Origin of the sequence: Cytobacillus sp. FSL R7-0696 (genome assembly GCF_038006865.1) — a bacterium.
GTDB lineage: Bacteria > Bacillota > Bacilli > Bacillales > Cytobacillaceae > Cytobacillus > Cytobacillus kochii.
Genome location: NZ_JBBOWA010000001.1, coordinates 4,018,179 through 4,044,765, shown reverse-complemented (window position 1 = coordinate 4,044,765; position 26,587 = coordinate 4,018,179). Strand labels below are relative to the sequence as shown.

Sequence of the window (26,587 nt, the reverse complement as noted above, 5' to 3'; positions counted from 1 at the left end):
GCTTTAGCCGTAGCTATTTGGATAGGTTGGAAAGAAGACAAAAAGAGAAAAGATTGAATAATAATGATAAACAAATAGGGGCTTAGCAATTAATAGAAGTTTTTCATTTGTATTTAGTGAAAATCACCCCAAACGACTGTTAGTTGATTAACCACCTTAAGGTGGCTTTTTTTCTTAAGAAAAAAGGCAGTAAAAGGGGGAGGTGGCGAAAGTTTTATTCATTTTTTCATTCATTAAAAAGAACGTATCGTGCCTTATCACTGTTTCTTAACATGTATAATATACTAGGCCAACAAAAGCGCAAAGAAAAAGCCAGATTCCACATGGGTTCTGGTTTTTGTAACTGCCAATATTGTGACGTTATGTCTACTAGATTGTATAGGTGCTGTATATTTATTTGTCAAGAAATACTCTTGTTTTATTAGAATCAGATGCTATGTAAAATGTAATAAAATATAATCGATAAACATAATAAAATAATAAGGATAATTTGAATGCAACCTCCAATTATACTAAGGATTCTACCCCTTGATGCCCATTTAGTTTCTTCAATGTATTCCCTGTCTTTCATTACCTTTGAAGAAGTCAAAATCCCGAATACTCCAACTATAATCCCGATATATGGTAATAATATAGACGTTACTCCTAATATCATGGGTAAACGACTTTGTTTAAATGTAGAATCCAAAAATAGTTCCTCCTATAGAATAAATAATTTTATTCATTTTATTCCACTCTAATTGGATTAATACGAGTTTATTATAAAAAGTAACCATCCAATTAAGATTACTAGAGGAGAAAAAATCATATGATTTGGATTTTAGAAGTCGTAGCAACAATATTGGATGGTCTTTTATCAATAAGGGATTTTTTGAAAAATAACAAAAAAAAGTAGAAACTTAATCAATTTTATTGAGCTTTCACATTAAACACCATTGCCCAGGTTATGCTCAGGATGGTACCGTTTCCTTTATTATTCTTTTCAAGTCTACTTGCCACCAATTTTCCGTAGTTACTTACTACACTTGCAACAAAACCAAGTACAGGTATTTTTAAGATTCTCAAAATAGTTGAACTAGATTTTACATCTTTATCAAACTCCCTTAATTGATCTATTGCATTTACAGTATCCCTATTATTTAAATATCGTGTATATCCCTACCAGTTTTTAACAGTTTTTGTTACTCCTTGTACTTCTACATTTTGAATTATTGTTTTATCCGATAAAATAGTTATAATTCCTTGTTCAGCTTCTTGATTCAATTCATTTAAGCGTACTTCTGAATTATCTAAGTCATATTATTGTAATTAAATGAATTTTTTAAGCTCATATAAAAAAAGAGCATGTACTAAGATGCTCTACTTATTGAGGCGTTATGTCTACTAAAATGTATGAGCTTTGTATATATATTTATCAAGTTGGAATTCTAATTTAAGGTAGGTTTTTTGCTTTAGAGTTGCTGTTCTGTTCGCTTTACTTCTCTTTTATCTTCTTCTAACGCTTTCCCCTTTTTTGAATCAATAAAATGAGAATAGTGAAGATAATTATACAAAATACAATACCGATGCTCGAAAAATGAGATACCGTCTAATCTATTATCCAATCATAAAATATAAGCAGAAAATAAAATATCGTTAATGAAGGTGCCTATTAAATGAAAGAACTCGTGCTTTTGAATTTTCTATACGAATATCATATAGAAATGAGATCCATTCATATGGGAATAACCATAAAAAAATACATACGGAACTTTTGAACTTGATATGGTTTAGCTGCTACTTATTAAATTAAAAGTCTCTTAAATCATTATTTCAATTAGTAGTAAAACCAGCTAATCCCTAGACAGTACATTAGCTGGTTTTTGTTATAAATACATAGATGTAAAAAGAGCACACTCCTTCCTCCGAAAATGCGCCCTATTCTCTACTAAGAACTAAATTTATCAATTGTTATTTTTAATTAAAATTTGATTGTGAATATGGTGTTCCATATGCGAAAGATAATCTTGAATAAGCCACTCGAGTGTCTTATGTTGATTATTGCCTATGTCACAAAGTTTAGATAGGCTTTCGCTAGGAACATTTTTAACAATAGTGAGAATTTGCTTATTTAATGTCTGAAAAAGGTTTATTATTTCACCCAGCGGTCTATCTTGATAATTCTGAACCTTTACCCATTGATCTTGATTATATGATTGAATAACATACACTTGTTCTTCATACTGAATTTTTATAAACCTTTCAATATTATTTATCGCAGAGTCACATAAATGTCCTAAAATTTCTTTTTTAGACCATTTATTTGGTAATGGTCGATTAGAAATTTCTAATTCTGACATAGAATTGTACTCATTTGGCAATGTTTTTATCCAACGATTGATCCCCTCAACTACCTTTTGCATATTTCTCTTCCCCCTAAAATTTTTATAAGACGAATTCAACTGTACTGGAGGTCTATCCTTTTGAAGTTACCCGTATATAATATCCATCTGGGTCAATGACTCTAAAATCAGTTGCCCCCCAACTTTGGTGTTTAATAGGAGATTCTATGACTTTTGGTGCGACTTTTGTGATTTGCTCGTAATGATCATTGACGTCATCCACACTTAGAATCAACTCAACGCCCACTCCCTTATTTGCTAAATTCCTTTTTCTGAAGTAATGGTCCTCGTCTAGAATGGATTCTCCTGTGAGTAAGAGAAAAGTATCCTCATTCTTAAACAAGGCACTATTCTCCCCTTGTTTCATAAGGCTACATCCTAATATTTCTTGATAAAAATGAATCGACTGGTGCAAGTCTATGACAAATAATTCAATTTTGAAAGCCATCAAATACCTCCTTTATTCACTAGCAATGGTTGAATCAGTCTTATGACATCTTGATAAAACGAAGGCGGATGCGGAACAAAGTGTGCTTGAGTGATATTAGTGTTCAGCTCATCACTTTGCCTAGGATCTAAGATAGATCGGTCTATAATAGGAATCGTATCTTGTTCCCCCACCCATAATCGGCAAAAATCAGTCCATTTCACTTTAACCAAGCCGGCTACTTCTTCTTCTTGAAGAGAAAATTGATCCCAGTTGAATAATCCACGATATAAAAAAACATGTGCATGCTCTCTATCTTTCATCTTTTCGGTTTCTATCGCATAGCGAAGCATACCAATTGAGGAAAGTTGTTTTATAGAGACATTGATGCCTAGCTCTTCCTCTACTTCCCTAACTCCATCTTCAATGGTTTCATCCGCTAATAAATGCCCTGCAGCAGTAATATCTAGCAAATTAGGATAATCTTTCTTTTGCGCACTTCTGATCTGTAAAATGAGGTAGGCTGTCTCTCCTTCCTGACTTAGTAGCCAACAATGAAAGACTTCATGCCAATAGCCATTGTCGTGCGCGTCGTCTCTTGTTGCTATACCAATTTCGTTATAATGTTCATCAAAGATTTTCAAGAATTCTTTAGTCATGTATGCCATCCTTTCCTACAACCAATCTTCTAGTACACTCCAAGTAATAGTGGGTTTGCCGTTGTCTGATTTCATTGTGCCGGTATAGATTAATTCATTTTCCAGGTGTTCATTATAATGACTGGCAATGGCCCTCGACGTTTCAGAAACGTTTTCTTTTTCCAAATTTTTCATCCTGATCCAGCACAATTCTCCCTCCTCACCTGAAATAATTGGTCCATTCTCCTTTAAGCTTGCAAAGAAGACATATTGAACCCTTATCTCATTTTCATCTGCTTTTAATCTATGGACAATATACTTTAACTGTAGTTTTTCTAAAATAAGTCCAGTCTCTTCCTGCACTTCTCTTATAATCGCTCGTTCGGGGTCATTTAGCTCATCTGGCTCCATATGACCACCGATTGGAACGAGTTTCCCTGGAAGAAATGCGTGCGTGGAAGGTTTTTGTAATAGTAAAACTTCACCATTTCGATTGGTTAAAAACGCAACGGCCATTTGCCTAAACCTCACTCAGTAATCACTTCACTTCCCAATTGACTTTTATTCTCCCCTTTAAATCTGAACCGGTTACGAAAACACGATATTGACCTGTTGTATCTGCTGTAAAATAGATTTGAAAATTGTTCACGTCTTGATCGATTGCCTCTATCATCTGATAAGACACATCTTGGTTTTTTTCGTCTAAAATATAATAACCATAGCCACCCTCATTTTCAGGTAAAAATTGAATGGTTATGTAGACTATCTCACCACGGGCAAGTGAAATAGGAATAGGGTGCATACCATTAAAATGAGTAAATTGAGCAGAAAATGAGTTTTCTGACGTTTGTTCATGCCAGTCTTTCTTCTCTGTATAATCTATGGTGGATAATGCAACTAACATGGGAAAAAGTAGAACAATTACCCATAGTTTTTTATGATAGTGTTTCACGATTTTATAGCAAAAGAAAAAGATAACAGCTATAAATGCAGCGAATATACCTGCAAAAAAGGTAAAAAAGCTGATTCCCGTAAAAGGAAAGAAAGCTATAAAGCCAGCGACTGTATAAAAGATGGCCTGAGCTGATATGGATAAAGATAATTTAATCGAAAACCCGTCAATGACCACAGCAACAAGTAGAGCATAAATGATGCAGTAAAGATAAACCCATGACTGATATGACTGCTTCCATTCATATAAATCAAAACCAACACTACTTAGAAGGAAAACATTTAGTAGAATAAGTAAGCAAGTGAGTGTAGTTAATAGATTCATTATATATGATAGAATGGATTGGTTTTTATCCGTGTTCATATGAACAACTCCTATGAAGCAAAAGATTTTATTGAAAGATCTGTAATTTCTGCTGATTATTAATGGCAATAATGCCTATCCATTGTTGTTTAGCTACAGCAAAATGCAACTGATCGTCTCCCCAATCCCAAGAAGGGTTCCATATCCCCTCCGTTGTAATTGTTTTATGTAGGTAAACAATATTTTCTTCTACAAGATTGCGATATTGATGATATAGAAGGTCCTCTTTATTATGAATTAAATCTAGTGGCAGTGCGCCATAACTTTTCCCCCATGTATCTGGTAATTTGTTCATCGCTCGCTCTGCTAGTTGATGGATTTTAGCAAGCACTTTTTTGGAATCACCCATTTTGTCCTGTAATAAGATCGCCGCCTTCTGATAATTATTAATCTCATGAAATCCCATGTCTTCCGCTTGCTGCAGATAGGTGAAGGCTTTTTCAATTACTTGCCATCCCAACTTATTTGCTTCACTCTCCTTGCTCGACCAATGTATCAAATAGGCAGCTAATTCAACTGATGGATTATACATCCACGTAGATTGAACATCTTTTGTATAGTGCCAATGAGGGGCATGGGGATAAAGGTTATGTTCTGGTGTTACTGTGAGCCAAAGTTCCGCCTCTTTATTAAAAGAAAATAATAAATAGTTGACGAGATTCCTTACTATGCTTTCATCCTTAGTCGCATTCACTTCTATTAATTGTTGGCACGCTGACCATGTAGCAATAGCCGAAGAATCTGGCAGCCAGAAATCGGGTTCCAATCCATTACCGAAACCTCCATCTTCATTTTGGTAAGATGCTAAATACTGAATGACCCTTTCTCGCGACCCTCCATCAAATAGGTATTCCCATCGTGCCAGTTCAAGTGGTCGAGCATTACGCTGCATCCAAATCTTCGTTTGTTTATTCATTTAGTTTCCTCCTATATACATAGTGTTTTAAATGTAAATACGATTAGCGTGCCGTTCATTGAATTTTCCAACTGATCTTTTGCTCGTAAAAGTGGAAACGAAACGAAGCACTAGACTTTAAAATATGTAGAGATACTCTTGAGGTTGATTGTTCAATCCTTCTTATACCATTGTTGATACCTTTCAATGGCGCTATCTAAAATCACTTAGTAAATCTTCTAGTATTGTTCAAAATATTGACTAAACGCTTGCATGTTTATCCATTTTCGTTGAACAGACTCGTTTTCCATGATAACTGTATTTCTTTTCGATCCTAATTGGTCGTTACTTCGTCATATATTTAACCCCTTACCTTGCCTAACTGGATTTGTTTTTTCATGTGAACAACAGAGATTTCAAACCCATTTGCTTTCCGGACAGTTACTTTTTCAAACATCTCATAACCAATTGATTGATATAATAAGATATTTTTTGAAGCAGTCATTCGGACTTTGCAAACGAGCTGGGTAACTCCATGATTCCTTGCATAGGATTCTAATTCCTTCAACAATTGCTTTGCCAACCCTTTTCGTTGATAGGTTGGGAGTACAGAAAGACGATAAAAATACAGCTCCTTATTTGTGAGTTTAAACCGAACCATCGCCACTGGTATATCTTGATCAAAGCCGATTAAACTATGTTCACCTCTCTCTAGTGCGTTCTTGACTTCTGCCGTTGTTTCTTTTAAAGCACTAGATGGGGGATTTTTATATTCACTAAATGCAACCTGCATTATTTCGTTAATGATAGCAGCATCCTCGCTTGTTGCGTATTTGATTAACATAAGTGCGCTCCTTATTACCCATTTTTCACTAAATTTTCATAGATAGAGGAATCTTTCATAGAATACAGTATAAGTTTTTAGACTGTTTTTATAAATGCAATTGTTAGGAATCATGACAACTTCGAAGTGGATAGAAAAAATGGAGTTGGTTATACAGTGTGAGTCATGCAAAAGAGCTTTCTTCCATTCGTTATACTTCACCTTACTATCATAACCTATCAAAGTTTAAGTCAGCGATATTTCTACTGAAAATTCTTATAATTTTTGTTACTTTTGTAATAAAAGAACAGGCATTTTTTCCTCTTTAATATGAAAAGAATGGCTAATCTCTTGTTTTGCTGGTATCATATGTAAATAGTTAAAATTTTTATTGATTTTTCAATTTGATTACATCTCATAATTGGAGGGTCTATTGGTTTCTTTTTAGCCAAACATACTATATAATGCGCACTAGATGATTTTAATCAAAAAATCATTCTGCTTGCAGGAAGGAGATTGATTATGAAGAAATGGACAGTTTTATTAATGACAAGTTTGATGGTGCTTTTCTTAGCCGCTTGTGGAGGAGACGAAGAAGCAAAAGATGCTGAGAAGAAGGACGAAGGGCAAAACACTGAATTATCTGCTGAAGATAAGAAAAAACAAGAAGAAATGCAGAAGAAATTAGACGAACAAATGGTTGAGGATGATTCAACTGTTGCTGTAGTGAATGATGAAAAAATCTTAGGTGTTGATTATAATTTGACACTTACTACACTACAAGGGCAAATGCAACAAATGGGTCAAGACCCAACTACTAAAGAAACATCTGAACAAATGAAGACTCAAGTAATTGATAGCCTTGTTGGACAAGCACTTATCCTTCAAGAAGCAGATAAAAAAGGGATTAAAGCTTCTGAAGAAGATATCAATGAACAATTTGAGCAGACAAAAGGTCAATTTGAAGATGAAAAAGCCTTTGCAGCTGCTCTAGAGCAATCTAAATTAGATGAAAAAGAATTAAAAGCACAAATCGCTGATAGCATTCAATTCAACCAATACGTTGAAAAAGAAGTGCCTACTGGTGAAGTATCAGAAGATGAAATCAAAAAAGCGTATGAAGAAGTAAAAACACAAAGTGAAGGTGCCGATCAAGAAGTGCCAAAACTTGAAGATGTAAAAGAACAAATTAAAGCATCTATCCAACAGCAAAAACAACAAGAAGTACTTGCTCAACATGTTGATGACTTGAAAGAAAAAGGGAAAGTTGATATTAAGATTTAATAATCCCCCCCATCCAAACTTCATTTGGGTGGGGGTTTTTGATGGTTCTTGTAGTCTTTATAAAGACCTCAACCTATCAAAATAAACAAATTTCCCAGTGGTACCAGTAGGAATGACCTTAACTTGGGTGCCTATTGGATTATTCTATCGAGTAATATTTTCCCCATTCTTCTTGGTTAAGAAAATAATTGCATTAGGACTCTTGGCGCTCGGGTTTTAAAGTGAACATAATGATGTTTTTTCCTCCTTCTACAATTAATAACTTTGTTTGCTTTTATAATTGGATAGCAATTGCTACCCTATAAGGCTTCAGTTCTTTCGTAATAAACTCAATGTACTGTTGTTCATTCACACGAAAATGCTTATCAACATGAGATTTTTCACTATATAAACCTGCCTGCCAAGGGCAATAATCTTCTGTTCTTTGCACCTGTATACTATCAATACCCACTATCATTAGTTGAGCATTATGGTAATCTAACCCTTTTTCCAATGACAAAGAGTCACCACCAATTGCATCTTGATCACGTAAAAGATTTTGACCATCATGCATGTAAAGCACAGGATAGTGATTACTTGAAATGGGATAACCCTTGTTCTCGTTTGTTACAAGATATTTGAATAAATTGGGAAGCAATGCAACAAATTTAAGCACACCTCACTTATGCAATTTTTAAAAGGAGTTGTTAAGGAAGTATTTAAAAGTTTAATAAGGAAAACTCATTTCTATCATTTACGATAATGTTTTTAAAGATATTATACAAATTTATACGAGCATAATTGGATATTTTTTTTATTAATAAATCAAAGCTATATTTTAATCCACTCCGAAAGAGGGTATGAATAGGAGTGAAGAGAAAAGAATAATGAATAAAACTATACATAAAAGAAAATGAAGGAGTACTTATGATGACTTATATTTTATTACTTGTTGGATTCGCATTATTGATTAAAGGGGCTGATCTTTTTGTTGACGGTTCTTCCAATATTGCTAGGTTGTTAAGAGTCCCGCCCATCTTAATTGGGTTAACGATTGTGGCATTTGGTACAAGTTCACCTGAGGCTACTGTCAGTATTATTGCGGCACTAGAAGGAAGTGCAGATGTTTCACTAGGGAATGTGCTGGGAAGCAATATCTTTAACATCACACTTGTGGTAGGGGTTACAGCCTTTTTATATCCATTGAAAGTACAAAGTGAAACCATAAAAAAAGAAATCCCTTTCACATTACTTGCAAGTGTTACTTTGCTCATTCTTATGAGTGATATAGCATTGCAGGGTTTTGACAGTAATTTACTTACTCGTAGTGATGGGCTTGTCTTTTTATTATTTTTATCTATATTTATGTACTATGTCATTGAAATTGGCCTTAAAAGTCGGCAAAATAAAGAAAATATATCTACTCCTAAAGACATTACGTGGGGGAAAAATATATTCATTTCGATTATAGGTCTAGCGGCCATTATTTTTGGTGGGAATTTGGTCGTTAACAACGGGACAGAAATTGCATACTCCCTCGGTATGAGTGAAACATTAGTAGGGTTAACAATTGTTGCAATAGGTACCTCTCTACCAGAACTAGTAACTTCAATTACTGCAGCGTTAAAAAAAGAGAGCGAAATCGCTTTGGGTAATATTGTAGGTAGTAATATTTTTAATATTTTATTTGTACTTGGTGCCTCGGCAACCATCTCACCATTAGCCGTAAATGATAAAGTCTTTATTGATGTCATTCTTATGATAATCCTAACGATTGTTCTATTTATATTCTCGCGGACCAGTTTTAAAATCGGCAAAAGAGAAGGGTTCATTCTCGCTGTCGCATACATTATTTATTTGGTTTATATTATTATTCGTAATTAAAAAATGCTATAAAATAATTGAATGTGCATGATAAAAAAAGACTTCCATTTCTAGTTTGAAAGTCTTTTTTTTGTTTGTTTGCCCTATATGTTTGGCTTACGACATTTGATAATAAAGCTAGTCGGTAATAGACTGGCTTTATCAGGTGAATACCAGCCATTACTATGTCTATCTTTATCTTCTTCTGTTATACAGACCTCTTCGATCATTTGCTCAATATGAAAGCCAGAAGCAGTAAGTAAATTGATATATGTACTTAATTTATATTGTTGCATTGTTGCTGGTTCCTGCCATGCATGATGATCATAAGCACCTTCCTCATGATAGCTTTTAGTCATAACGAGTTGTCCATTTTGGCGGCTCATTCTATTATATAGTGGGTGCTCCCAACTAAAGATAAATAAACCACCATCATTTAAATATTGAAAGACATTGGCCAATGTCTTTCTTAAATCCGTCGACCATCCGATCGCGTATATTGAAAAGACAATATCAAAATACGCACTTGGAATACCAGGATTCTCTTCCATTGGAGACTCAAATAATTGAATCGATGTATTACTTTCTGCTAATAAGTGCTTAGCTGTTTGAATTTGCACATGAGATAAATCAAGCCCCCATAACTCACTAGGAGATTTTCCATCTAAATATTTGATTGAATGACCACTCCCACATCCTAATTCCAATATCCTCTTTCCTTTAACCTCACCGAATAACTGTAAAGCTTCTTCTGTAGGTGCGAACGGACCATATTCAGGTAGCGGGTTTCTAGCAAAAAAACGCTCTGCGGCTTTATCCCAACTTTTTTTGTTTTGTATTAACGTTACATTATTCATACTTTCACCTCTTAAGAACATATATTCTTCTCTTGGGTGATGATGTCCTCCTTTTTGAGAAAAAACTTGGGTGATTCTCCTTCAATTTTGTGTCATAATACAGTACCGTTAAGCACTCCTGTTTGTGATATTTTCGTAATTTTAAATATATTAGTTGAAGCGGATTTTATTAATATGACTAATAAAATAAGCTATATTCCCCTCTTTTCAGCCATTTAGCTATTAATTAGTTATTTATTAAAAATAAAAGATTCATATTGACAAAACTAAAAAAACATTATACTCTTTAAAACGTAATCGTTACGATTAACCAATAAAGATCTGCCCTGAAGAAATCATACTCTATACATATTGATCAGCCTTCTAAAAGTATATTCTTTAAAACGTAATCGTTACGATTAAATTCAACGCGAAAGGATGTTTATTTTGAAAAAACCGTATTTATATTTAAGTGTAGTGGCTTTAAGTTTAGCATTAGTAGCTTGCCAAGATTCAGAAAAAACAGCAACTACTAACAGTACTTCTACAGAAGAAGGGGAATCTACAAATGATAATGCAACTTCAGCAGAAACAGCAACTATTGCGATCGATGGCTTAGGTGATCATTATCACACTGGGGATACCATTGAGTTGGCTGCTGTATTAAGTGAAGAGGCTGATTATGATCACTGGCATTGGTATACAAGAGAAAGTGGTCAATCAGAATGGGAGGTTGCATCTGGTCAAGAAGGTGACACCTTCTCAGGCGAAGCAAGTGTCGATGGTTTAGAAATTAAAGCAGCTCTTTACAACGATAATCATGAGGTATTTGCTGAATCAGAACCAGTAACGATTGTTATTGATGATCATCATGGGCATGATGAAGAAAGCAAACAGATTTATCAAGGGTATTTTGACGATGATCAAGTAGCAGATCGTGAATTAACAGACTGGGAAGGCGATTGGCAGTCTGTCTACCCTTACCTTTTAAATGGTGATTTAGATGAAGTCTTTGCACAGAAAGCTGAAGAAGGTGACATGACTGCGGAAGAATACAAAGACTATTATACAGAAGGTTATGTAACAGACGTCGAGCGTATTGTTATTGATAATGGTAATGTAACGTTTTACAAGGACGGAGAAGAGTTTTCTGGAGACTACGAATATGATGGCTATGAAATTCTGACTTATGAAAAAGGAAATCGTGGTGTTCGTTTTATCTATAAACTTGCAGAAAAATCTAATGAGATGCCTCAATACATTCAATTTAGTGACCATATTATATCCCCTCAGGAATCTAGTCATTTTCATCTTTATTGGGGAGATGATCGCGAGAAATTATTGGAAGAAGTAACTCACTGGCCGACTTATTATCCATCTAACTTAGACGGCGATGATATTGTCCGTGATCAATTAGCTCATTAATACTTTGGAGAAGAGATGGATCGGTCCTCTCTTCTCTCTACTTTTGCAACACATTATAACAAGGAGATTCATAGATAAAATGAAAAAATACCAAACTATATTCATATGTTTTACCGTGATAGCATTTCTTTTTGGTTGTCAGTCTCAAAATTCAAAAGAAGCTGGAAATAAGAATAAACCTGAAATAACTGTTGTCGCTTCCTTCTTACCGATGTATGAATTCACCAAACAAGTAGCTGGTGATCGAGCAAATGTTCAACTTATGGTTTCAGAAGGTCAAGATACCCATCACTACGAGCCTAGTGCCCAAGATGTAGCAGCTGTCAGTCAAGCAGATGTGTTTGTCTACAGTAGTGAAGAAATGGAGTATTGGGTAAAGAGCCTACTTAATACGGTAGAGAACAACAATCTCGTTATAGCACGTGCTGCAGACGGTCTCGATGAATCAAAACATGACAATGTGCATGATGAACACGACTCAACTGGAACAGAACAATTGAAGATCAATGGGGTAGCAGATCATTACCATACGGGTGATGATATTCAACTTTCAGCTGAATTAACAGGAAATGCTGATTATGATCACTGGCATTGGTATCAGCAGTTAGATGAGAGTGAAGAATGGGAAGCTATTTCTGAGCAAAGTACTGATACGTTGACAATGGTTGCTCCAGAGAAAAGTTTAAACATTCGTGCAGTTATTTATGATGATAATCATAATAAATATGCAGAATCAGAGCCAGTAGAAATTAATATTGATAACCATGATAACCAGGTAGACACTGAACACGCTGAACATAACCATTCCAAGAAGGAAGCGGAAATAAACATAAAAGGGTTAGCAGATCATTATCATACAGGTGATGTTGTTACACTAGAAGCTGAGCCGAATGATTCATTCAATCATAATCATTGGCATTGGATGATGAGAGAAGATGCTAACCAAGAATGGAAAGCAGTACCAAAACAAGTAACCGATCATTTTGAATACAAAACAACAGGAAAAAGCTTCGAATTGAAGGCTGTTCTTTATGATGATAAACATCATATTCAGGCAGAATCTAACCCTGTATCTGTGTTAATTGATGATCATGAAGAACAAGATCCTCACATATGGCTTGATCCAGTTTTAGCACAAAATCAAATCAAAGCGATTCGTGATGCCTTAATTGAGGCAGATCCAGGTGGAGAAGAAATATATGAGAAGAATGCTGAATCCTTTATGAATGAACTTAAGGATCTAGATGAGGAATATCAAACTACTTTAAAAGATGCGAAAAATCGTGTTTTTGTCGTGCAACACCAGGCATTTGGCCATCTAGCGAAACGTTACAACCTAGAACAAATTGCGATTGGGGGATTATCTACAGAAGTTGAGCCCAGTCCATCACGTATTGCTGAAATCGGTCATTTAGTTGAAGAGAATAACGTACCTGTGATTTATTATCAACAAGGAGCGAGCTCCTCCATTGCTCAAACCGTTGCATCAGAGACAGGAACAGACACAGCTGTATTGTATGATTTAGAGGTACTTTCTGATGAATTATTAGAAAATAACTTAGGTTATATTGAAGCTATGCGTCATAACCTTAAAGCATTGCAACTTAGTGTACATTAGGATCAATTGGTGAAGGCGGTTATTTAAAAAAAGGCTAACTAACCAAAGGTTTGGATTTGCATCATTCTAGTTTGCCCATCTGGTTAATTTAACTTCTATCTATTAGATAAAAAATCAGATAGACGATCCTGCAATCCTTCCACCTTATTTTTGGAAAATGAAGAAAGGTAGATGAAAAAGTGTTCTATATAAAAGTAGATGATCTCTCTTTCCACTACGAAAAAGAACCCGTCTTAACAAATATTTCATTTGAGCTAAACCCGGGTGATTTTGTCATGTTAACCGGTGAAAATGGCGCCGCAAAAACAACTTTGTTACGTAATATCTTAGGATTGCTTAAGCCTACTATGGGGGAAGTTACGCAGTCTCCTACTAATCGATATGGTGAGAAGTTAGTGGTTGGATATGTTCCCCAACAAGTATCTTCATTTAATATTGGTTTTCCTAGTACAGTCTTAGAATTAGTTCAATCAGGACTCTATCAAAGGGGCAAGTGGTTTAAAAAGTTGACTGAAGCGGATAAAGATCAAGTGAAACGATCCCTTGAATCTGTAGGATTATGGGAAATGCGTCATAAAAAAATTGGTGAATTATCAGGAGGCCAAAAACAACGAATATCGATCGCACGTGTATTTGCTACAGATCCGGACTTATTTGTTCTAGATGAACCTACTACGGGAATGGATAAAAAATCAAGGGAGGAATTCTACCAATTATTGCGACATCAAAGTGAAATACACGAAAAAGCAATTCTGATGGTGTCGCACGACCACGACGAATTACGAAATTATTGTAATAAACATATTGAACTTGTTCGAAAGGAGGAATTGCCTTGGAGATGTTTCTCTATGAATTCATGCAGAGAGCTTTCCAAGCCTCGATTCTCATCTCTTTAATTGCCCCTATGCTAGGCTTGTTTCTCATACTACGGAGACAGTCTCTGATGGCAGATACTCTAGCTCATGTTTCTTTAGCTGGTGTAGCACTTGGATTATTAGTTAGTATCAATCCGACTTGGACGAACATTATCATGGTGGTGATCATTGCGATCTTACTGGAATACTTACGTATGTTATATCGCACCTATTCAGAAGTTTCAATTGCTATTTTAATGTCTGGCGGGATGGCCTTAGCATTGTTTTTAATGAGTTTGAACCAAGGTGGAACTACACTTAATATCAATCAGTTTTTATTCGGTTCTATCGTAACAATTAGCACACAACAAGTATGGATGCTCTACCTCTTAGCGGGAATCATCGTCATACTGTATATCATTTTCCGTAAGGCGATGTACGTTTTAATATTTGATGAAGAAACAGCGTTTACTGCTGGATTACCAATCAAAACGATGTCGATTGCTTTTAATGTATTAACCGGAGTAACGATTGCTATTATTATGCCTATAGTTGGCTCCCTGCTCGTATCCGCCATTTTAATTCTTCCTGCAGCCATTTCTATGCGATTGAGCCGTAGCTTCGCAAGCACAATTCTATTAGGGATACCTATTGCGTTGACTGGTATGTTAAGTGGTTTATTTACATCTTATGAGTATGGTACGCCTCCGGGTGCCACTATCACTTTAATCTTATTGGCCCTATTTGTGATAGCAATCATAGTAAAAAAAGTGATGAAACAAAACCAAAAGGAAAAAATTACTTTGAAAGAACAGCAGTAAATGGTACAACATCATAAAATCAAGCTTCATAAGGTTCTGGTTCTATGTCTTGTTAGGGTGGGGATACTATTTCCACCCTTAATTTATCTTATAGATACTTTTCAATAGCGTTCCGTACATATCGAACATTTATATATACTCTCGATGAATAACGTTCATGGCCTCTTCTATCCCTTCAACCACCTTATCCAACTCAATGTCTTTGAGTCTCTCCTGGTGCTCTTTTAATGTTTGCTTTCCTGCCCCAGTTTTGACTAAGATTTTCATTGCCCCTACTTTTGAAGCGGCAACCATATCACTCCAGCGGTCGCCAATTACGACGGTTCGAGCTAGGGAAAGCTTATAATCTTCTGCTGCTTGCTGGAGCATCTCAGGATTTGGTTTGCGACATTTACACTCCGCTTCAGGGGCATGAGGGCAAATATACACTTGATCGAATCCGAAAGAAAGTAATTCGTGAATAAATGCCGTTTTTGTCGTTAATCCTTCCGCAATTCCTGGTTGGTTCGTGAAAGCAAAAACCTTTATTCCCTTTTCCTGTAACTTGCTTATATTTTCTGTTACACCGGGAAAGAGTCTAAATTCCCCAGGATAATGGATGGTGTCATCGCCACCAATTGTGCCATCTCTATCTAAGAAAACAGCTTGTAATTTATTGTTTTTCTTCATGGTGACCTTTCCCCCAAAGGCGATTAACCGTTAGCAGTTTCTCTTCAGCAAATATCATCTCATAAATATCAGGTTTAGTCGTTTGTTGAAAAAATTGAAAATCATACTGTTTTTGAAAGTAATTCATTATAATCGTCATGATATTTCCATGTGTTCCAATGACAATGGATTCTCCCATGTAATTGTTTAAAATCTCTTTTATGACTGGGATAGAACGTTCTTGCGCAGCAACTGTGGATTCTCCTCCAACTAAACAGTAATTTTCGTCTTTAAATGACTGCTCAATGGCGGATAATAATTCCTTTTCTTCTGCATGGTAATCGAGCCCCTTAATTGGTCTTTCTCTTAGATTTTCATATGTTTTGATTTGTAGCTGCCTATTTTCTGCAACCTCTCGAACAGTCTCGATTGCGCGTGTATATGGACTAGAGATGACTCTATCAATCTTTTTATCCTTTAAAACCTCAGTGACCTTAATTGCTGCTTCTCTTCCCCTTGGTGATAAACCTCTTGTTTTCTCCTCACCAAATATAAACGGCGATTCTGCATGTCTAACCATATATATTGTCGTTACCATAGCTTTTCCCCCTATCTTTCTCTATAAGACTCGAAAAAAATTCAGAAAATTTAGATACTTATAGTTAACGTAAATCCAAATAAAAAATCCTTTATACAATCTCCACTCTTCTTACGCTAAGAATGGAGTATAATGACATTCTTTATTCTGCTCCTCCCTCATGTTTCTCTTTACCTAGGGAAAAGCCTGCAAATAATCTCCCACCATATGGAAGCAACACCTCATAAGTAAGTGCGATTAACCCCGCTTTGCTATTTTTCTTATAATATTCTTCTAAACTGTCGGTTAGTTTGGAAGCAAAATGAGGGTCATAGGTTTTTAGTGCTCGCAATAACCATTTTGAGTCGCCTATCCATTGCCCTTTCGTTCGTAAATAGAATTCTCCTAATCTTTCAACCAATGTTTGCACAATGAATACACCTTCTGCTCTATCCTTACAACCAGATAAATCGTCTAATACATCTGTTAAAAAGTAGCGTTTCATTTCAATCGTATTTGCATCCCATAATGCTGTTCCAAGGTATAACAAGTCAGCAGCTTCTTTTTTTATTTTCTTAAACATTCCATCTTCTTTCAAGATGATTCCTTCCGTTATCATTTTTGCTAAGGAAGGTTTTGCTCGTTCATAATCACTTTGGAGAAACGCACGATAGGAGTTGTAATTATGGACGAATACTTCGATAGGCCAATCATCTTTTATACAAGAATAGCGATAAGACTCTCTACATGTTGTAAAAATTACAATATCCAAATCAGAAGTTGCCGTCGCTTCTCCCCTGACAACACTTCCAGCTAATACTGCACTTGCACATCGAGGGAAAGATGCTTCAATAAAATTCTCTGCTGTTTCTATAGCTGTTTGCTTAATCAATAATATCACCCATTTCTAATTTTATTGACAAAAATGTTACAATATACCAATGTATAACCTAGTATAACCTTTTACTATTAAGTTATGAATAGGTTAATCTTGAAAATTGTGGCTTTCTAGCTTTTATAAGTGGATGTAGCAATAAATAAACAAGAGGTTAAAAATTACTTGATGGCACATCTCTTTATATTACTATGTTAGGAAAAACACCGGAATTTTTAGAAGTGCAAGTTCATTTTACGCCGGTATCATTAGAAAAATTATCAGCCATTGATCAAATAAAATTTGATGCTGTATTAAATGCAGAGGCGTATTTAACTATAGTCGATAGATGGCTATATCCAATTATTTAAAGAAAAACAGAAAGCTTCCGTTCTTCTTTATACAATCGAAAGCAGGTACAGTTCTGTTTAGAGATTTTTCTGGACGGATTTCCTATGAAATAGCAGCAAAAAAGATTAATGATGATAGTAATTTTATTTTGGTCTGTAATACGTCTCTATAAAAGATGGGTACAAGGGGTGGAAGTTACGTTATAAGATTGAGGTTAATAAGGACCAAAAAAATGAAGTACGCGAAATCTATACTTCTTTATTTACAGTTATTGAGAGAGTTAAAAATGGGGAACTATAAATTTGCGAAAGGCATGGTGTGAAACATCCAACATGCCTTTTCTTTTTTCTATTTAATCTTTATCATACTTATAATAGATTTGGTTTTACAGAAACTTCTCATAACAAAAACATTCATATGCTCGCTTATACTGTGACTTCACTTCTTCTTTGTTATCACCGACATAATGCGCGAAGGTTGTCGTTGGTAGGATATTTTTATCTTTGCTATAAATGACATCACTACCCTCTTCTTCATTGATATAAAGATGAAGATAGGAGTAATCACTAGTAAATCCGTTTTGCTGGTACCAACTGTTGACTCCATTATCGTCTCTCGTCCACGCTTCTAACCGATGGATGTTTTTTTTACGAGCTATTCGCTCAGCTTCTGTCAGTAATGCGCGCGCAATCCCTTGTCTTCGGTAATCTGGATGGACAGCGATATGCCATATCATGCCACCGAGTCCACTCCCCTGGAAACAAACACTTCTTTCTTCATTTTCATATTCTACATCGATCAAACCGACAACTGTTTGGTCCGTGATAGCTATAAGTTCAATCGCTTGATTTTCGTAATGCTCTTTTGCAGTTAAAACATTGTCATAATAAGCTGAATCCAAAAAGGCAAGTACTCTACATCTCACCCAACCTATTTCATCCTCTGGTCTATAAGCTCTTATTTCCATTTACTCTCTCCTTAAGTAAAAGAATCCCCCTAAACACCTACATGCAATTATTGTTAGATTCATTGTGAACATGGCAATCACTCCTTTCAATATGAAAGTCTTTATGATTAAAGATAAAAGGCATTAAATAAACAAACGAGAAGTCCAGTTTCTATGGATATAGAACCAACACACTTTGCTAAACGGCCTCACATCCCATTCTATAGAACAAGATTGGCGAGAAACAATGCCTTTTTTGTAAAACGAAATAGTGATTACTATTATTTTGAAATTGCTTGGCATGAATGTCTTTCTCTCGAGATTTCAGTTATCCATTTGAAAATAAAAAGAGCACGCCCTTTTTCTCCATGCTTTACCTTACATTTCGATTGCAATAAAAAACAGGTGGAAATTTGATACAGGTGATTATCTGGTCAATTTATAATTTGTAGCCTATTTTATTTTCTGTATTTCCTATTTTTTTTGCAATTGTTCAACTTCCTTTTACTTTTTTTGCTATAATTAATAGTATCATATTTTGGAAAAAATGTAATTTTGTAAGAGGAGTGAAATGATTTTGTTCCAGTTCTTTCAATACAATTGGCAAGTGAGAGATGAATGGTTGACACTGTTGAAAGACATCCCTCCTGATGAACTATTAAAGGAGAAGGTCGGTGGTGTCAGGAGTATTCTTTATACCTTCTTCCATATCATTGATGTGGAGTATAGCTGGCTACGGTGTATCAATGGAAAAGAAGATGTACTATTTGATTATAGTGACTATCAGACACTTGATCGTATTCAATATCTATCAAATCAACTAAGAACTGAAATAAGCGCTACCTTTCCTCATGATGTACCTATAGATAAACAAGTATTTATTCCTTGGGACTCTAGTCACCAAAATGTGACTGCGATTCTTCATCATATAATTGCCCATGAAATTCATCATATCGGCCAGTTGTCTATATGGGCGAGAGAATTGAATTTACACCCTGTCTCTGCTAGCTACATTGGGCGGAAATTTTAATCGGAGGTATCTATGCGTTTTCCTTATTTTTGTCTTAGCTTAACAGTGTTGTTTTTATTATGCGGGTGTTCTGAAATGAGTAGGAATGAAAAATTAGAAACGAACTGGTCTTTCCAAACTGAAAACGGACAATCATTTAATATTGTAGAAATCCAACATTTAATGGAAAGGTACATAAAAGATCATGATGAAGAAGATGCTATATTCGCAGATTATAAAGAAGCGGTCATTGATCCTATTTATAATGATTGCTTTCTTGACGGCGAATTTCTTCATATCGCTGAAGATGTATTGTCACATAACCCGGAGAATTTCGACAAACTACAAAGAGCCATCGAACGGATGAATAGTAAGGAAGTAAAAGATAGCTTATCCGAAGCATTAGAGCTTTCTGCTGCTGCCTTACCGATAGAAAAGGAAATCAATGTCTGCTTACTTCCTGTTTCCTACCCTGGTTTTGGAATGGCAGTAGGATCAGATAAGATTCTCATTTTGTTTGACGAGTACCTTTCCATCGATCGTTTTAAGGTTACACTCGCTCATGAATATCATCATAGTGCCTGGCAAGCTGCATATAGAGAGCCATCTGAGAAATGGACTGTCCTAGATAATATGGTTTTTGAAGGAAAGGCAGTGATGTTTCAAGAGATCATTTACCCTAATCAACAAATGATCAATACAAATGAGATTTATGACCAAGAGGCATGGGATTATGCTTCACCTCATTTCGAAACAGGAACACTCGAGCACTCTAATGAGATTCTTTATGGCGGATTTGATCCACTGCCACCATTGTACGGCTATTCTGAAGGCTACCGAATGGTGAAAAATTACATTGAGAAAAATCCGAAAATGAGTATTCCGGAATGGACAAAACAAGACGCTGCCACTATTTTTAAAGAAGGTAATCATGAGGAAAACTATGATTAAGATAGGAGAGCTCTTATGCAACATGGAAATGTATTAATTCCTTCAAAAAAGGGACTGTTTCTCTATAAAAACACCTTTCAACAAGAAAGCTTATTACGTTCAGATGCTTCGTATAAATTGATATATGCTCTAAACGGACCCATTCATTACCATCTATCACAAAGAGTGAAAAAACTAAAGGTTAATCAATTTATTATGGTTGATCCATTTACACCTCATCAGCAATTATTTGTTGAAAAGCAAAAATTTCTTATTGAAATCAACCCTTCTTTTTTAAAAGATGTGAATGAATCTTTTGGTGTTGAACCTATTGATATTGCATTTGCAGCGGTTATTCAGCTCAATCCAATGATCACGAAATGGATTGAGCTGGTAATTGAAATGATGACACTAGAAGAAGACGATCAACAGCCGATGTTTCGCTTATTCCTTGAGAACAGCTACACACAGCTAGCGATCCTTCTATTAAAACACACGATACATACGAATAACCATCAGCTACCAACAGAGCATTATCAAACCGTAGCACCTGCTATTTACAAAGTCACTTCCTCATTAAAAGAAGCCTATCAATCACCATGGACCCTCAAGGACATGGCAACAATTATTGATTGGGATGTCTATTATTTCTCTCATTATTTTAAAGAAATCGTCGGGGTTTCGCCCTATTCGTGGTTACAAATCTATCGTCTGCAAAGAAGTTTGTTTTCATTGAAACAGAATGATACGACTATTCTCGATACGGCTCTGAACGCAGGTTTTTCATCCATTGCTGTCTATAATCGCCTTTTTAAAAGAGTATATGGCATTTCACCTCGAACATTTCGAAACAACTTCACGAAGTAATAAAATGTGAAGAGACATATAAAAAGGCCACATATTGCATAGAGGAATCTTACTGGTACAATATGTGAGAATAAACCAAATAATAATAAGGAAAAGGCATTCGCACAATATAAAGTAAATGCGCTAAAACTAAAGCCTCGGCCCAACATCTCGTCTGGTAGGTGTTTTTGTAACAAATAAACTCTAGCAAGCCCTGAAATCGGTAGACCAATCGCTGCGATGGACACACCAATAAACAAAAACGGGAGCCCATTAACTAAACCGACGATACTAATGCCAGCTCCCCAAATAAAGGAACCAATTACATATTGCATCATGGTGAACCTTTTGATAAATAAAGGAATGATTACATTAACAACAATGACAAATAGGCCATACCAACTGGTTAAAATACTGTACCATTCTTCTCCCTTTGTAACCAACTGTTCTACTAATAAAAATAATCCAACTTGCCAGACCCAAGTATGGAAAAACACAATCACAACAGTGATGAAAATGACTTTCCTAAGAATATGGTGCTGTATTAACCAGCGAAAAAATTCCATTAAGGACCTGTGAATTTTTAGATGATTCGTTTTGATGTCACTATGAATGTAAACCGTCACAAAAGAAAGGAATATTGCACTAACAAGATAGCTAACTATCGAAAATGTAAAAAAATGTATTTTACCGATCATAGCTAAAATGATGAGGTTTCCAATGGGTCCTACTATAACAACGCCTCTTGTAATAGAGTCAACTAAACTGTTGGCCGTCGTTCTCTCTTCTTCAACCGTCACTTTCATCAATAACGCTCTACTCGCAGGGTCATATAAGCAACCTATTGTATGTATAGATAAACAGAGAAAAATAAGTTGCCAATACTGTAATTGCTGAGTATAAAATAAAACAATCACTACCATGATTATCGGTATTTTAATAATTTCCATTCGAATAAGCCATTTCTTAATTGGAATCCAATCCGCTAATACGCCCCCTATTAATCCAAATAACAAATATGGCAACACTTGAGCGGCAACCATAGCAGTTACATAGCTAGATGAACCCGTTAATGAGAAAGCAAAAAACAATAAAGCCATATTTATCATCATGTTACCTAAACTTGTGAAACTTTTACTAAGTAAATAAAACCTGAATGCCCGGTTGTTTCGTAGAATTGATTGATACATCTCGCTCACCTCACCTACTACCTTATAGTTGAGCGAGGGATTTTTCTGCTATGATATTGCATATATTTTGCACAAGATCATACCACTTACTATTGTTTAGTATCATTCTTATCAAAAATATAAAAGATGATAATCCTAATTACGATACCATACGAGGCCTATGGTCGGTCTTAAACTCTCACGCATTAGGTAAATCATATAAATGTTAGTTTACCCTATTGCCTTCCTCACCAATTTCACCAACAATTTCCTCTAGAACATCCTCCATTGTGACAATACCAACGGCTTGCTTTTCTTCATTATGAATAAGTGCCATATGCTTTCTTGTCTTTTGCATCGTTAGTAAGGCTTCCTTAATTGGAGAAGTCTCTAGAAAGTTTGGAATTTCATGAATAAGATCACTGATAGATATATTTTGATCCACTAGACTTTTCGTTAATAACTCCTTTGCATTTATATAACCTTTAATCCTTCCATCTATCTTGTCTTTAACAGGATAACGAGTAAAAGCGTGTTTTTCTAAAATATCTAATAATACGGCAAGGCTCATGTTTTTTTCAAGTGTAATGATACTTGCTTTAGGAATCATGATATCTTTTAGTTTTCGTTCATCAAAACTAAAAATATTTTCTAGATAAGTAAGTTCTGCTTGGTTAATCTCACCACTTTCGAAGCTTTGTGTGGCAATCAACTTTATTTCTTCTTCTGTATGCGCTGTTTCATGTTTCGACGGTTCGACACCAAACAATCTTAGAAGACTTTGCGAAGCTCCATTTAAGAATTTGATAAACGGTTTTGTTATTTTCCCAAACCAATATAATGGAGGAGCAAGTAACAATGTCATCTTCTCTGAATATTGGATCGCCAATGTCTTTGGAGCTAATTCTCCAAAGACAACGTGGAAAAACGTGACAATCGCTAAAGCAATGAAATACGACAATAAAGTGGCTGTTGCTTTAGATACTTCGAATCGTTCAAAAACAGGATGTAAAATTTTTTCTACTGTTGGCTCACCCAATGCACCGAGTACGAGGGCGGTAACAGTAATTCCTAATTGGCATGCCGATAAATGATAATCGAGCCCCACAACCACTTTTTTCGATATTTTAGCCTTTTTATTTCCTTCTTCAATCAGTTGGTCAATTCGTGACATTCGCACCTTAAGAATAGCGAACTCTGCACCAACAAAAAACGCGGTTAAAATAATAAACACAACAACAAGAAATAGATTTAAAATAATCATACCGTCCATTCTCAATCCCCTTTGGGTTCACCTCCAATATGAAGTCCTTCTAATTGTACTCTTTGGATTTGTAGTTGTTTTACTTTCATTACTGTCCAAGTGAGACCGTTTTCTTCCACGACATCTCCCTTTTTTGCCATGCCCGCTAATTTTTGATGAATCCAACCACCTAATGTATCAATTTGATCACTATTTGCGAATGTCATCCCGAATTTTTCTTCTAAATCAGCCAATAAAACGCGTCCAGAGATACAGTATTTGTTAGGTGCACGATACTCAATTTCTTCGACTTCCTCTTCGTCAAATTCATCGCGAATTTCACCAACAATTTCTTCTAAAATATCTTCTATCGTAAGTAAACCAGAGGTACCACCGTATTCATCCACAACTATCGCCATGTGAACACCGATTTTTTGCATTTTGATGAATGCGTCGTATATTTTTGTTGTTTCTAAAATAAACGGAATAGGTTGAATAAAATCAGCCAAGTGATATTCCCTTTTGCCTGCCATCTTGGTCAACATTTTTTTAACATTAACGATGCCGATCACTTGATCCTTTGTGTCTTCTATCACAGGATATCTTGTAAAATGATGCTCAATCATCATTTGCGCAATTTCTTCCCTTGTCATGTTCTGCTCGAACACAGCCATATTAATTCTGGGAACCATGATATCTTTGGCCACCCTTTCATCAAAGGAGAAAATATTTTCCATATACTCGAGTTCGGTTTGGTTGATTTCACCGCCTTTATAACTTTGGGTCATGACAATTTTCAATTCTTCTTCCGTATATGAGTCTTCTTTTGCTTTTGCCGGCACGCCAAACATACGTAATATCACACGTGATGTTCCATTGAGTAACCAAATGAAAGGAAACATGATTTTTCCGAACCAGTAAAGAGGGGGCGCTAATAATAAGCTCATTTTTTCGGCAAATTGAATCGCTAAGGTCTTAGGTGCCATTTCACCGACAACTACATGTAGAATTGTTACTAAAATAAAGGCAATGGCATATGAAAGAACTGATGATAATGATTGTGAAAGATTTAACCAATCAAAAACAGGATATAATATCTTCTCAACGGTTGGCTTACCAAGGGAACCAAGTCCTAAAGCTGTTACGGTAATCCCCAGTTGGCAAGCTGATAAATTATAATCTAAGTTATCTGCTACCCTCTTGACAGTCATTGCTTTTTTATTCCCCTCATCAATCAGCTGATCAATCCGTGACATTCTTAGTTTGACAACAGCAAATTCAGCTGCCACAAAAAAACCGGTCGCAAAGATCAAGAAGGCCAATAGTAGTAAATTTAATATTGTAATCAGATCCATAAGACACCACCAGTATTGAAATTGTATTTTATTAATGTGTCCATTCTAATATCATGTACTCATGCATTTGTAATGATTAGTTAACCTCTAATACCAAAGGCTAAAATGCGTAACAGTATCTATGAAAACTCCTATTAAAAATAAAAACGAGGAAAGAAAATAATTTTTCTTTCCTCGACAACATTAACATATTTTATAACTGGACCGATTTATCTAACTATTGATTGTCCAGCTAAATGGATCTGGCAGTTCATCCCACTTGGCATCATACTCACTTGGTGATAACAAGCAGTCATCTAATTCTTTTGTTATTAAATCTACATCAATATCCATTCCAATAAACACAAGTTTAGTATGACGATCACCAAATTCCACATCCCAATCATCTAACAAATTAGGGTTTTCCTTTAAGGTCTCATCTTTTTCCTTCTCTGGTAGTGATGCTACCCAATAGGATATGGGCTGCATCATTACAGAAGGACCAGCTTGTGACATTAATATAGCTAAGTTGTTTCTGCTCGCGCACCAAACAATCCCTTTTGATCTAACTATTTGTGATGGCATTTTTTGACACCAAGTATTAAAACGTTCAGTATGGAAAGGGTATTTTCGGTAATAGACAAAGGATGAAATGCCATACTCTTCTGTTTCAGGCGTATGATCAGAAGGACCGATCGAGAGCTCTTGTAACCAACCTGCAGATTGACTGGCTTCGTCAAAATCGAAAAGCCCAGTATTTAAAATTTCTTTCGGATTTACTTCACTATTTACCGTACGAATAATCTTCGCTTGTGGCTGCAGTGTTCTAATCACTTTTTCTAATTTATCAAGGGCTATATCATTTACTAGATCACACTTATTTAATATAAGCACATCGCAAAATTCAATCTGGTCAATGAGTAAATCAGCGATATTTCTATCATCTTCTTCCCCAACTGCCTCCTTTCGTTCTAATAATGTGTCTCCTGATTCAAAATCATGCCAAAATCTATTCGCATCAACCACCGTTACCATCGTATCTAATTTACAAAACCGAGTTAAATCTATATTCATTTCTTCATCGATATAAGAAAAGGTTTGTGCTACAGGGACAGGTTCGCTAATACCTGAAGATTCAATCAGTATGTAATCTACTTCACCCTGTTTAGCTAATCGTTCAACTTCTATAAGTAAGTCTTCTCGAAGAGTGCAGCATATACATCCATTTGACATCTCCACCAATTTTTCCTCTGTTCGAGAAAAGTTTCCTTGTTTTCGAACAAGTTCACTATCGATGTTTACTTCACTCATGTCATTTACAATGACTGCTACTTTTAAACCGTTTCTATTATTTAATATATGATTTAATAATGTTGTCTTACCGGAACCTAGATAACCACTAAGAACGGTCACTGGAATTTTTTTCATTGTTAAACACCCCTATAAATCAAAATGATTACGATTTATGAATTAAAAAAATACTCTTCTTATCTTTCGTTTA

Annotated in this window: 27 protein-coding genes; 10 read left to right on the top strand and 17 right to left on the bottom strand. The window is 35.4% G+C overall.

The window, feature by feature from the left end:
• Window positions 1-1,943: 1,943 nt before the first annotated feature.
• The 7 genes from MKX29_RS20695 to MKX29_RS20665 form a co-directional block, all read right to left on the bottom strand.
• Window positions 1,944-2,402: a DinB family protein gene (locus MKX29_RS20695; protein WP_341055621.1), complete on the bottom strand. Its 459-nt coding sequence runs from the start codon at window positions 2,400-2,402 to the stop codon at window positions 1,944-1,946.
• A gap of 52 nt (window positions 2,403-2,454) precedes the next feature.
• Window positions 2,455-2,829 (bottom strand): VOC family protein, encoded by a 375-nt coding sequence (locus MKX29_RS20690; RefSeq protein ID WP_289433786.1) that lies wholly within the window; start codon window positions 2,827-2,829, stop codon window positions 2,455-2,457.
• Window positions 2,829-3,467: an NUDIX hydrolase gene (locus tag MKX29_RS20685; protein WP_341055624.1), complete on the bottom strand. Its 639-nt coding sequence runs from the start codon at window positions 3,465-3,467 to the stop codon at window positions 2,829-2,831. Before MKX29_RS20685 ends, MKX29_RS20690 begins: the two co-directional genes overlap by 1 nt.
• Before the next feature lie 15 nt (window positions 3,468-3,482).
• Window positions 3,483-3,962 carry an NUDIX domain-containing protein gene (locus MKX29_RS20680; protein WP_341055626.1) on the bottom strand — a complete coding sequence of 160 codons (480 nt, stop codon included), beginning with the start codon at window positions 3,960-3,962 and terminating at the stop codon, window positions 3,483-3,485.
• A 22-nt stretch (window positions 3,963-3,984) separates the two neighbouring features.
• Window positions 3,985-4,761, bottom strand: coding sequence for a hypothetical protein (locus MKX29_RS20675; protein ID WP_341107452.1), 777 nt, complete (start codon window positions 4,759-4,761; stop codon window positions 3,985-3,987).
• Between the two features lie 28 nt (window positions 4,762-4,789).
• Complete coding sequence (locus MKX29_RS20670) at window positions 4,790-5,677, bottom strand: hypothetical protein (protein ID WP_341107451.1); 888 nt, start codon at window positions 5,675-5,677, stop codon at window positions 4,790-4,792.
• A gap of 340 nt (window positions 5,678-6,017) precedes the next feature.
• On the bottom strand, window positions 6,018-6,500 hold the full coding sequence (locus MKX29_RS20665) for a GNAT family N-acetyltransferase (RefSeq protein ID WP_341107449.1): 483 nt from the start codon (window positions 6,498-6,500) through the stop codon (window positions 6,018-6,020).
• A gap of 501 nt (window positions 6,501-7,001) precedes the next feature.
• On the opposite strand from MKX29_RS20665, the gene MKX29_RS20660 reads away from it, so the two are divergent.
• Window positions 7,002-7,763: a SurA N-terminal domain-containing protein gene (locus MKX29_RS20660; RefSeq protein WP_224936505.1), complete on the top strand. Its 762-nt coding sequence runs from the start codon at window positions 7,002-7,004 to the stop codon at window positions 7,761-7,763.
• A gap of 274 nt (window positions 7,764-8,037) precedes the next feature.
• Here MKX29_RS20660 and MKX29_RS20655 read toward each other — a convergent pair whose 3' ends face one another.
• Window positions 8,038-8,418, bottom strand: a complete 381-nt coding sequence (locus MKX29_RS20655) for an alpha/beta hydrolase-fold protein (protein WP_341107447.1) — start codon at window positions 8,416-8,418, stop codon at window positions 8,038-8,040.
• 254 nt (window positions 8,419-8,672) lie between these two features.
• Here MKX29_RS20655 and MKX29_RS20650 point away from each other — a divergent pair, with 254 nt between their 5' ends.
• Window positions 8,673-9,626, top strand: a complete 954-nt coding sequence (locus MKX29_RS20650) for a calcium/sodium antiporter (protein ID WP_224936508.1) — start codon at window positions 8,673-8,675, stop codon at window positions 9,624-9,626.
• A gap of 83 nt (window positions 9,627-9,709) precedes the next feature.
• Here the strand turns inward: MKX29_RS20650 and MKX29_RS20645 are convergent, their stop codons facing one another.
• Complete coding sequence (locus MKX29_RS20645; protein ID WP_341107445.1) at window positions 9,710-10,462, bottom strand: class I SAM-dependent methyltransferase; 753 nt, start codon at window positions 10,460-10,462, stop codon at window positions 9,710-9,712.
• A 426-nt stretch (window positions 10,463-10,888) separates the two neighbouring features.
• On the opposite strand from MKX29_RS20645, the gene MKX29_RS20640 reads away from it, so the two are divergent.
• The 4 genes from MKX29_RS20640 to MKX29_RS20625 all read left to right on the top strand — a co-directional run bounded on the left by MKX29_RS20640 (window position 10,889) and on the right by MKX29_RS20625 (window position 15,159).
• Window positions 10,889-11,866: a ZinT family metal-binding protein gene (locus MKX29_RS20640; protein ID WP_341107442.1), complete on the top strand. Its 978-nt coding sequence runs from the start codon at window positions 10,889-10,891 to the stop codon at window positions 11,864-11,866.
• 79 nt (window positions 11,867-11,945) lie between these two features.
• Window positions 11,946-13,484: a metal ABC transporter solute-binding protein, Zn/Mn family gene (locus MKX29_RS20635; protein WP_341107440.1), complete on the top strand. Its 1,539-nt coding sequence runs from the start codon at window positions 11,946-11,948 to the stop codon at window positions 13,482-13,484.
• Window positions 13,485-13,663: 179 nt separating this feature from the next.
• Window positions 13,664-14,380, top strand: coding sequence for a metal ABC transporter ATP-binding protein (locus MKX29_RS20630; RefSeq protein WP_281203043.1), 717 nt, complete (start codon window positions 13,664-13,666; stop codon window positions 14,378-14,380).
• Window positions 14,317-15,159 carry a metal ABC transporter permease gene (locus MKX29_RS20625; protein ID WP_281203044.1) on the top strand — a complete coding sequence of 281 codons (843 nt, stop codon included), beginning with the start codon at window positions 14,317-14,319 and terminating at the stop codon, window positions 15,157-15,159. The genes MKX29_RS20630 and MKX29_RS20625 overlap by 64 nt, the downstream gene beginning before the upstream one ends.
• A gap of 129 nt (window positions 15,160-15,288) precedes the next feature.
• Here the strand turns inward: MKX29_RS20625 and MKX29_RS20620 are convergent, their stop codons facing one another.
• The 3 genes from MKX29_RS20620 to MKX29_RS20610 form a co-directional block, all read right to left on the bottom strand.
• A complete protein-coding gene (locus tag MKX29_RS20620) occupies window positions 15,289-15,828 on the bottom strand; it encodes an HAD-IIIA family hydrolase (protein WP_341107438.1) in 540 nt (179 codons plus the stop codon).
• On the bottom strand, window positions 15,812-16,405 hold the full coding sequence (locus tag MKX29_RS20615; RefSeq protein ID WP_289433802.1) for a histidine phosphatase family protein: 594 nt from the start codon (window positions 16,403-16,405) through the stop codon (window positions 15,812-15,814). The genes MKX29_RS20620 and MKX29_RS20615 overlap by 17 nt, the downstream gene beginning before the upstream one ends.
• A gap of 142 nt (window positions 16,406-16,547) precedes the next feature.
• Window positions 16,548-17,276, bottom strand: coding sequence for a nucleotidyltransferase domain-containing protein (locus MKX29_RS20610; RefSeq protein ID WP_341107436.1), 729 nt, complete (start codon window positions 17,274-17,276; stop codon window positions 16,548-16,550).
• Window positions 17,277-17,500: 224 nt separating this feature from the next.
• Here MKX29_RS20610 and MKX29_RS20605 point away from each other — a divergent pair, with 224 nt between their 5' ends.
• Window positions 17,501-17,629: a hypothetical protein gene (locus MKX29_RS20605; protein ID WP_341107434.1), complete on the top strand. Its 129-nt coding sequence runs from the start codon at window positions 17,501-17,503 to the stop codon at window positions 17,627-17,629.
• A 365-nt stretch (window positions 17,630-17,994) separates the two neighbouring features.
• Here MKX29_RS20605 and MKX29_RS20600 read toward each other — a convergent pair whose 3' ends face one another.
• On the bottom strand, window positions 17,995-18,576 hold the full coding sequence (locus tag MKX29_RS20600; protein WP_341107432.1) for a GNAT family N-acetyltransferase: 582 nt from the start codon (window positions 18,574-18,576) through the stop codon (window positions 17,995-17,997).
• Between the two features lie 556 nt (window positions 18,577-19,132).
• Here MKX29_RS20600 and MKX29_RS20595 point away from each other — a divergent pair.
• From MKX29_RS20595 to MKX29_RS20585, 3 genes are all read left to right on the top strand, one after another.
• Window positions 19,133-19,585: a DinB family protein gene (locus MKX29_RS20595; RefSeq protein WP_341108328.1), complete on the top strand. Its 453-nt coding sequence runs from the start codon at window positions 19,133-19,135 to the stop codon at window positions 19,583-19,585.
• A gap of 75 nt (window positions 19,586-19,660) precedes the next feature.
• The gene (locus MKX29_RS20590; protein WP_341107430.1) at window positions 19,661-20,515 is read left to right on the top strand and encodes a DUF2268 domain-containing putative Zn-dependent protease; all 855 of its coding nucleotides are present in this window, start codon (window positions 19,661-19,663) and stop codon (window positions 20,513-20,515) included.
• Between the two features lie 15 nt (window positions 20,516-20,530).
• Window positions 20,531-21,361, top strand: a complete 831-nt coding sequence (locus MKX29_RS20585; protein ID WP_341107428.1) for a helix-turn-helix transcriptional regulator — start codon at window positions 20,531-20,533, stop codon at window positions 21,359-21,361.
• On the opposite strand, the gene MKX29_RS20580 is transcribed toward MKX29_RS20585, so the two are convergent.
• The 4 genes from MKX29_RS20580 to MKX29_RS20565 form a co-directional block, all read right to left on the bottom strand.
• Window positions 21,292-22,530 (bottom strand): MFS transporter, encoded by a 1,239-nt coding sequence (locus tag MKX29_RS20580; protein WP_341107426.1) that lies wholly within the window; start codon window positions 22,528-22,530, stop codon window positions 21,292-21,294. The two genes, MKX29_RS20585 and MKX29_RS20580, sit on opposite strands and share 70 nt — an antisense overlap.
• A gap of 205 nt (window positions 22,531-22,735) precedes the next feature.
• Complete coding sequence (locus tag MKX29_RS20575) at window positions 22,736-23,782, bottom strand: hemolysin family protein (RefSeq protein ID WP_341107424.1); 1,047 nt, start codon at window positions 23,780-23,782, stop codon at window positions 22,736-22,738.
• Window positions 23,783-23,784: 2 nt separating this feature from the next.
• Window positions 23,785-25,107, bottom strand: coding sequence for a hemolysin family protein (locus MKX29_RS20570; RefSeq protein WP_341107422.1), 1,323 nt, complete (start codon window positions 25,105-25,107; stop codon window positions 23,785-23,787).
• A 213-nt stretch (window positions 25,108-25,320) separates the two neighbouring features.
• Window positions 25,321-26,514: a GTP-binding protein gene (locus MKX29_RS20565; RefSeq protein WP_341107420.1), complete on the bottom strand. Its 1,194-nt coding sequence runs from the start codon at window positions 26,512-26,514 to the stop codon at window positions 25,321-25,323.
• Between the last annotated feature and the right edge of the window lie 73 nt (window positions 26,515-26,587).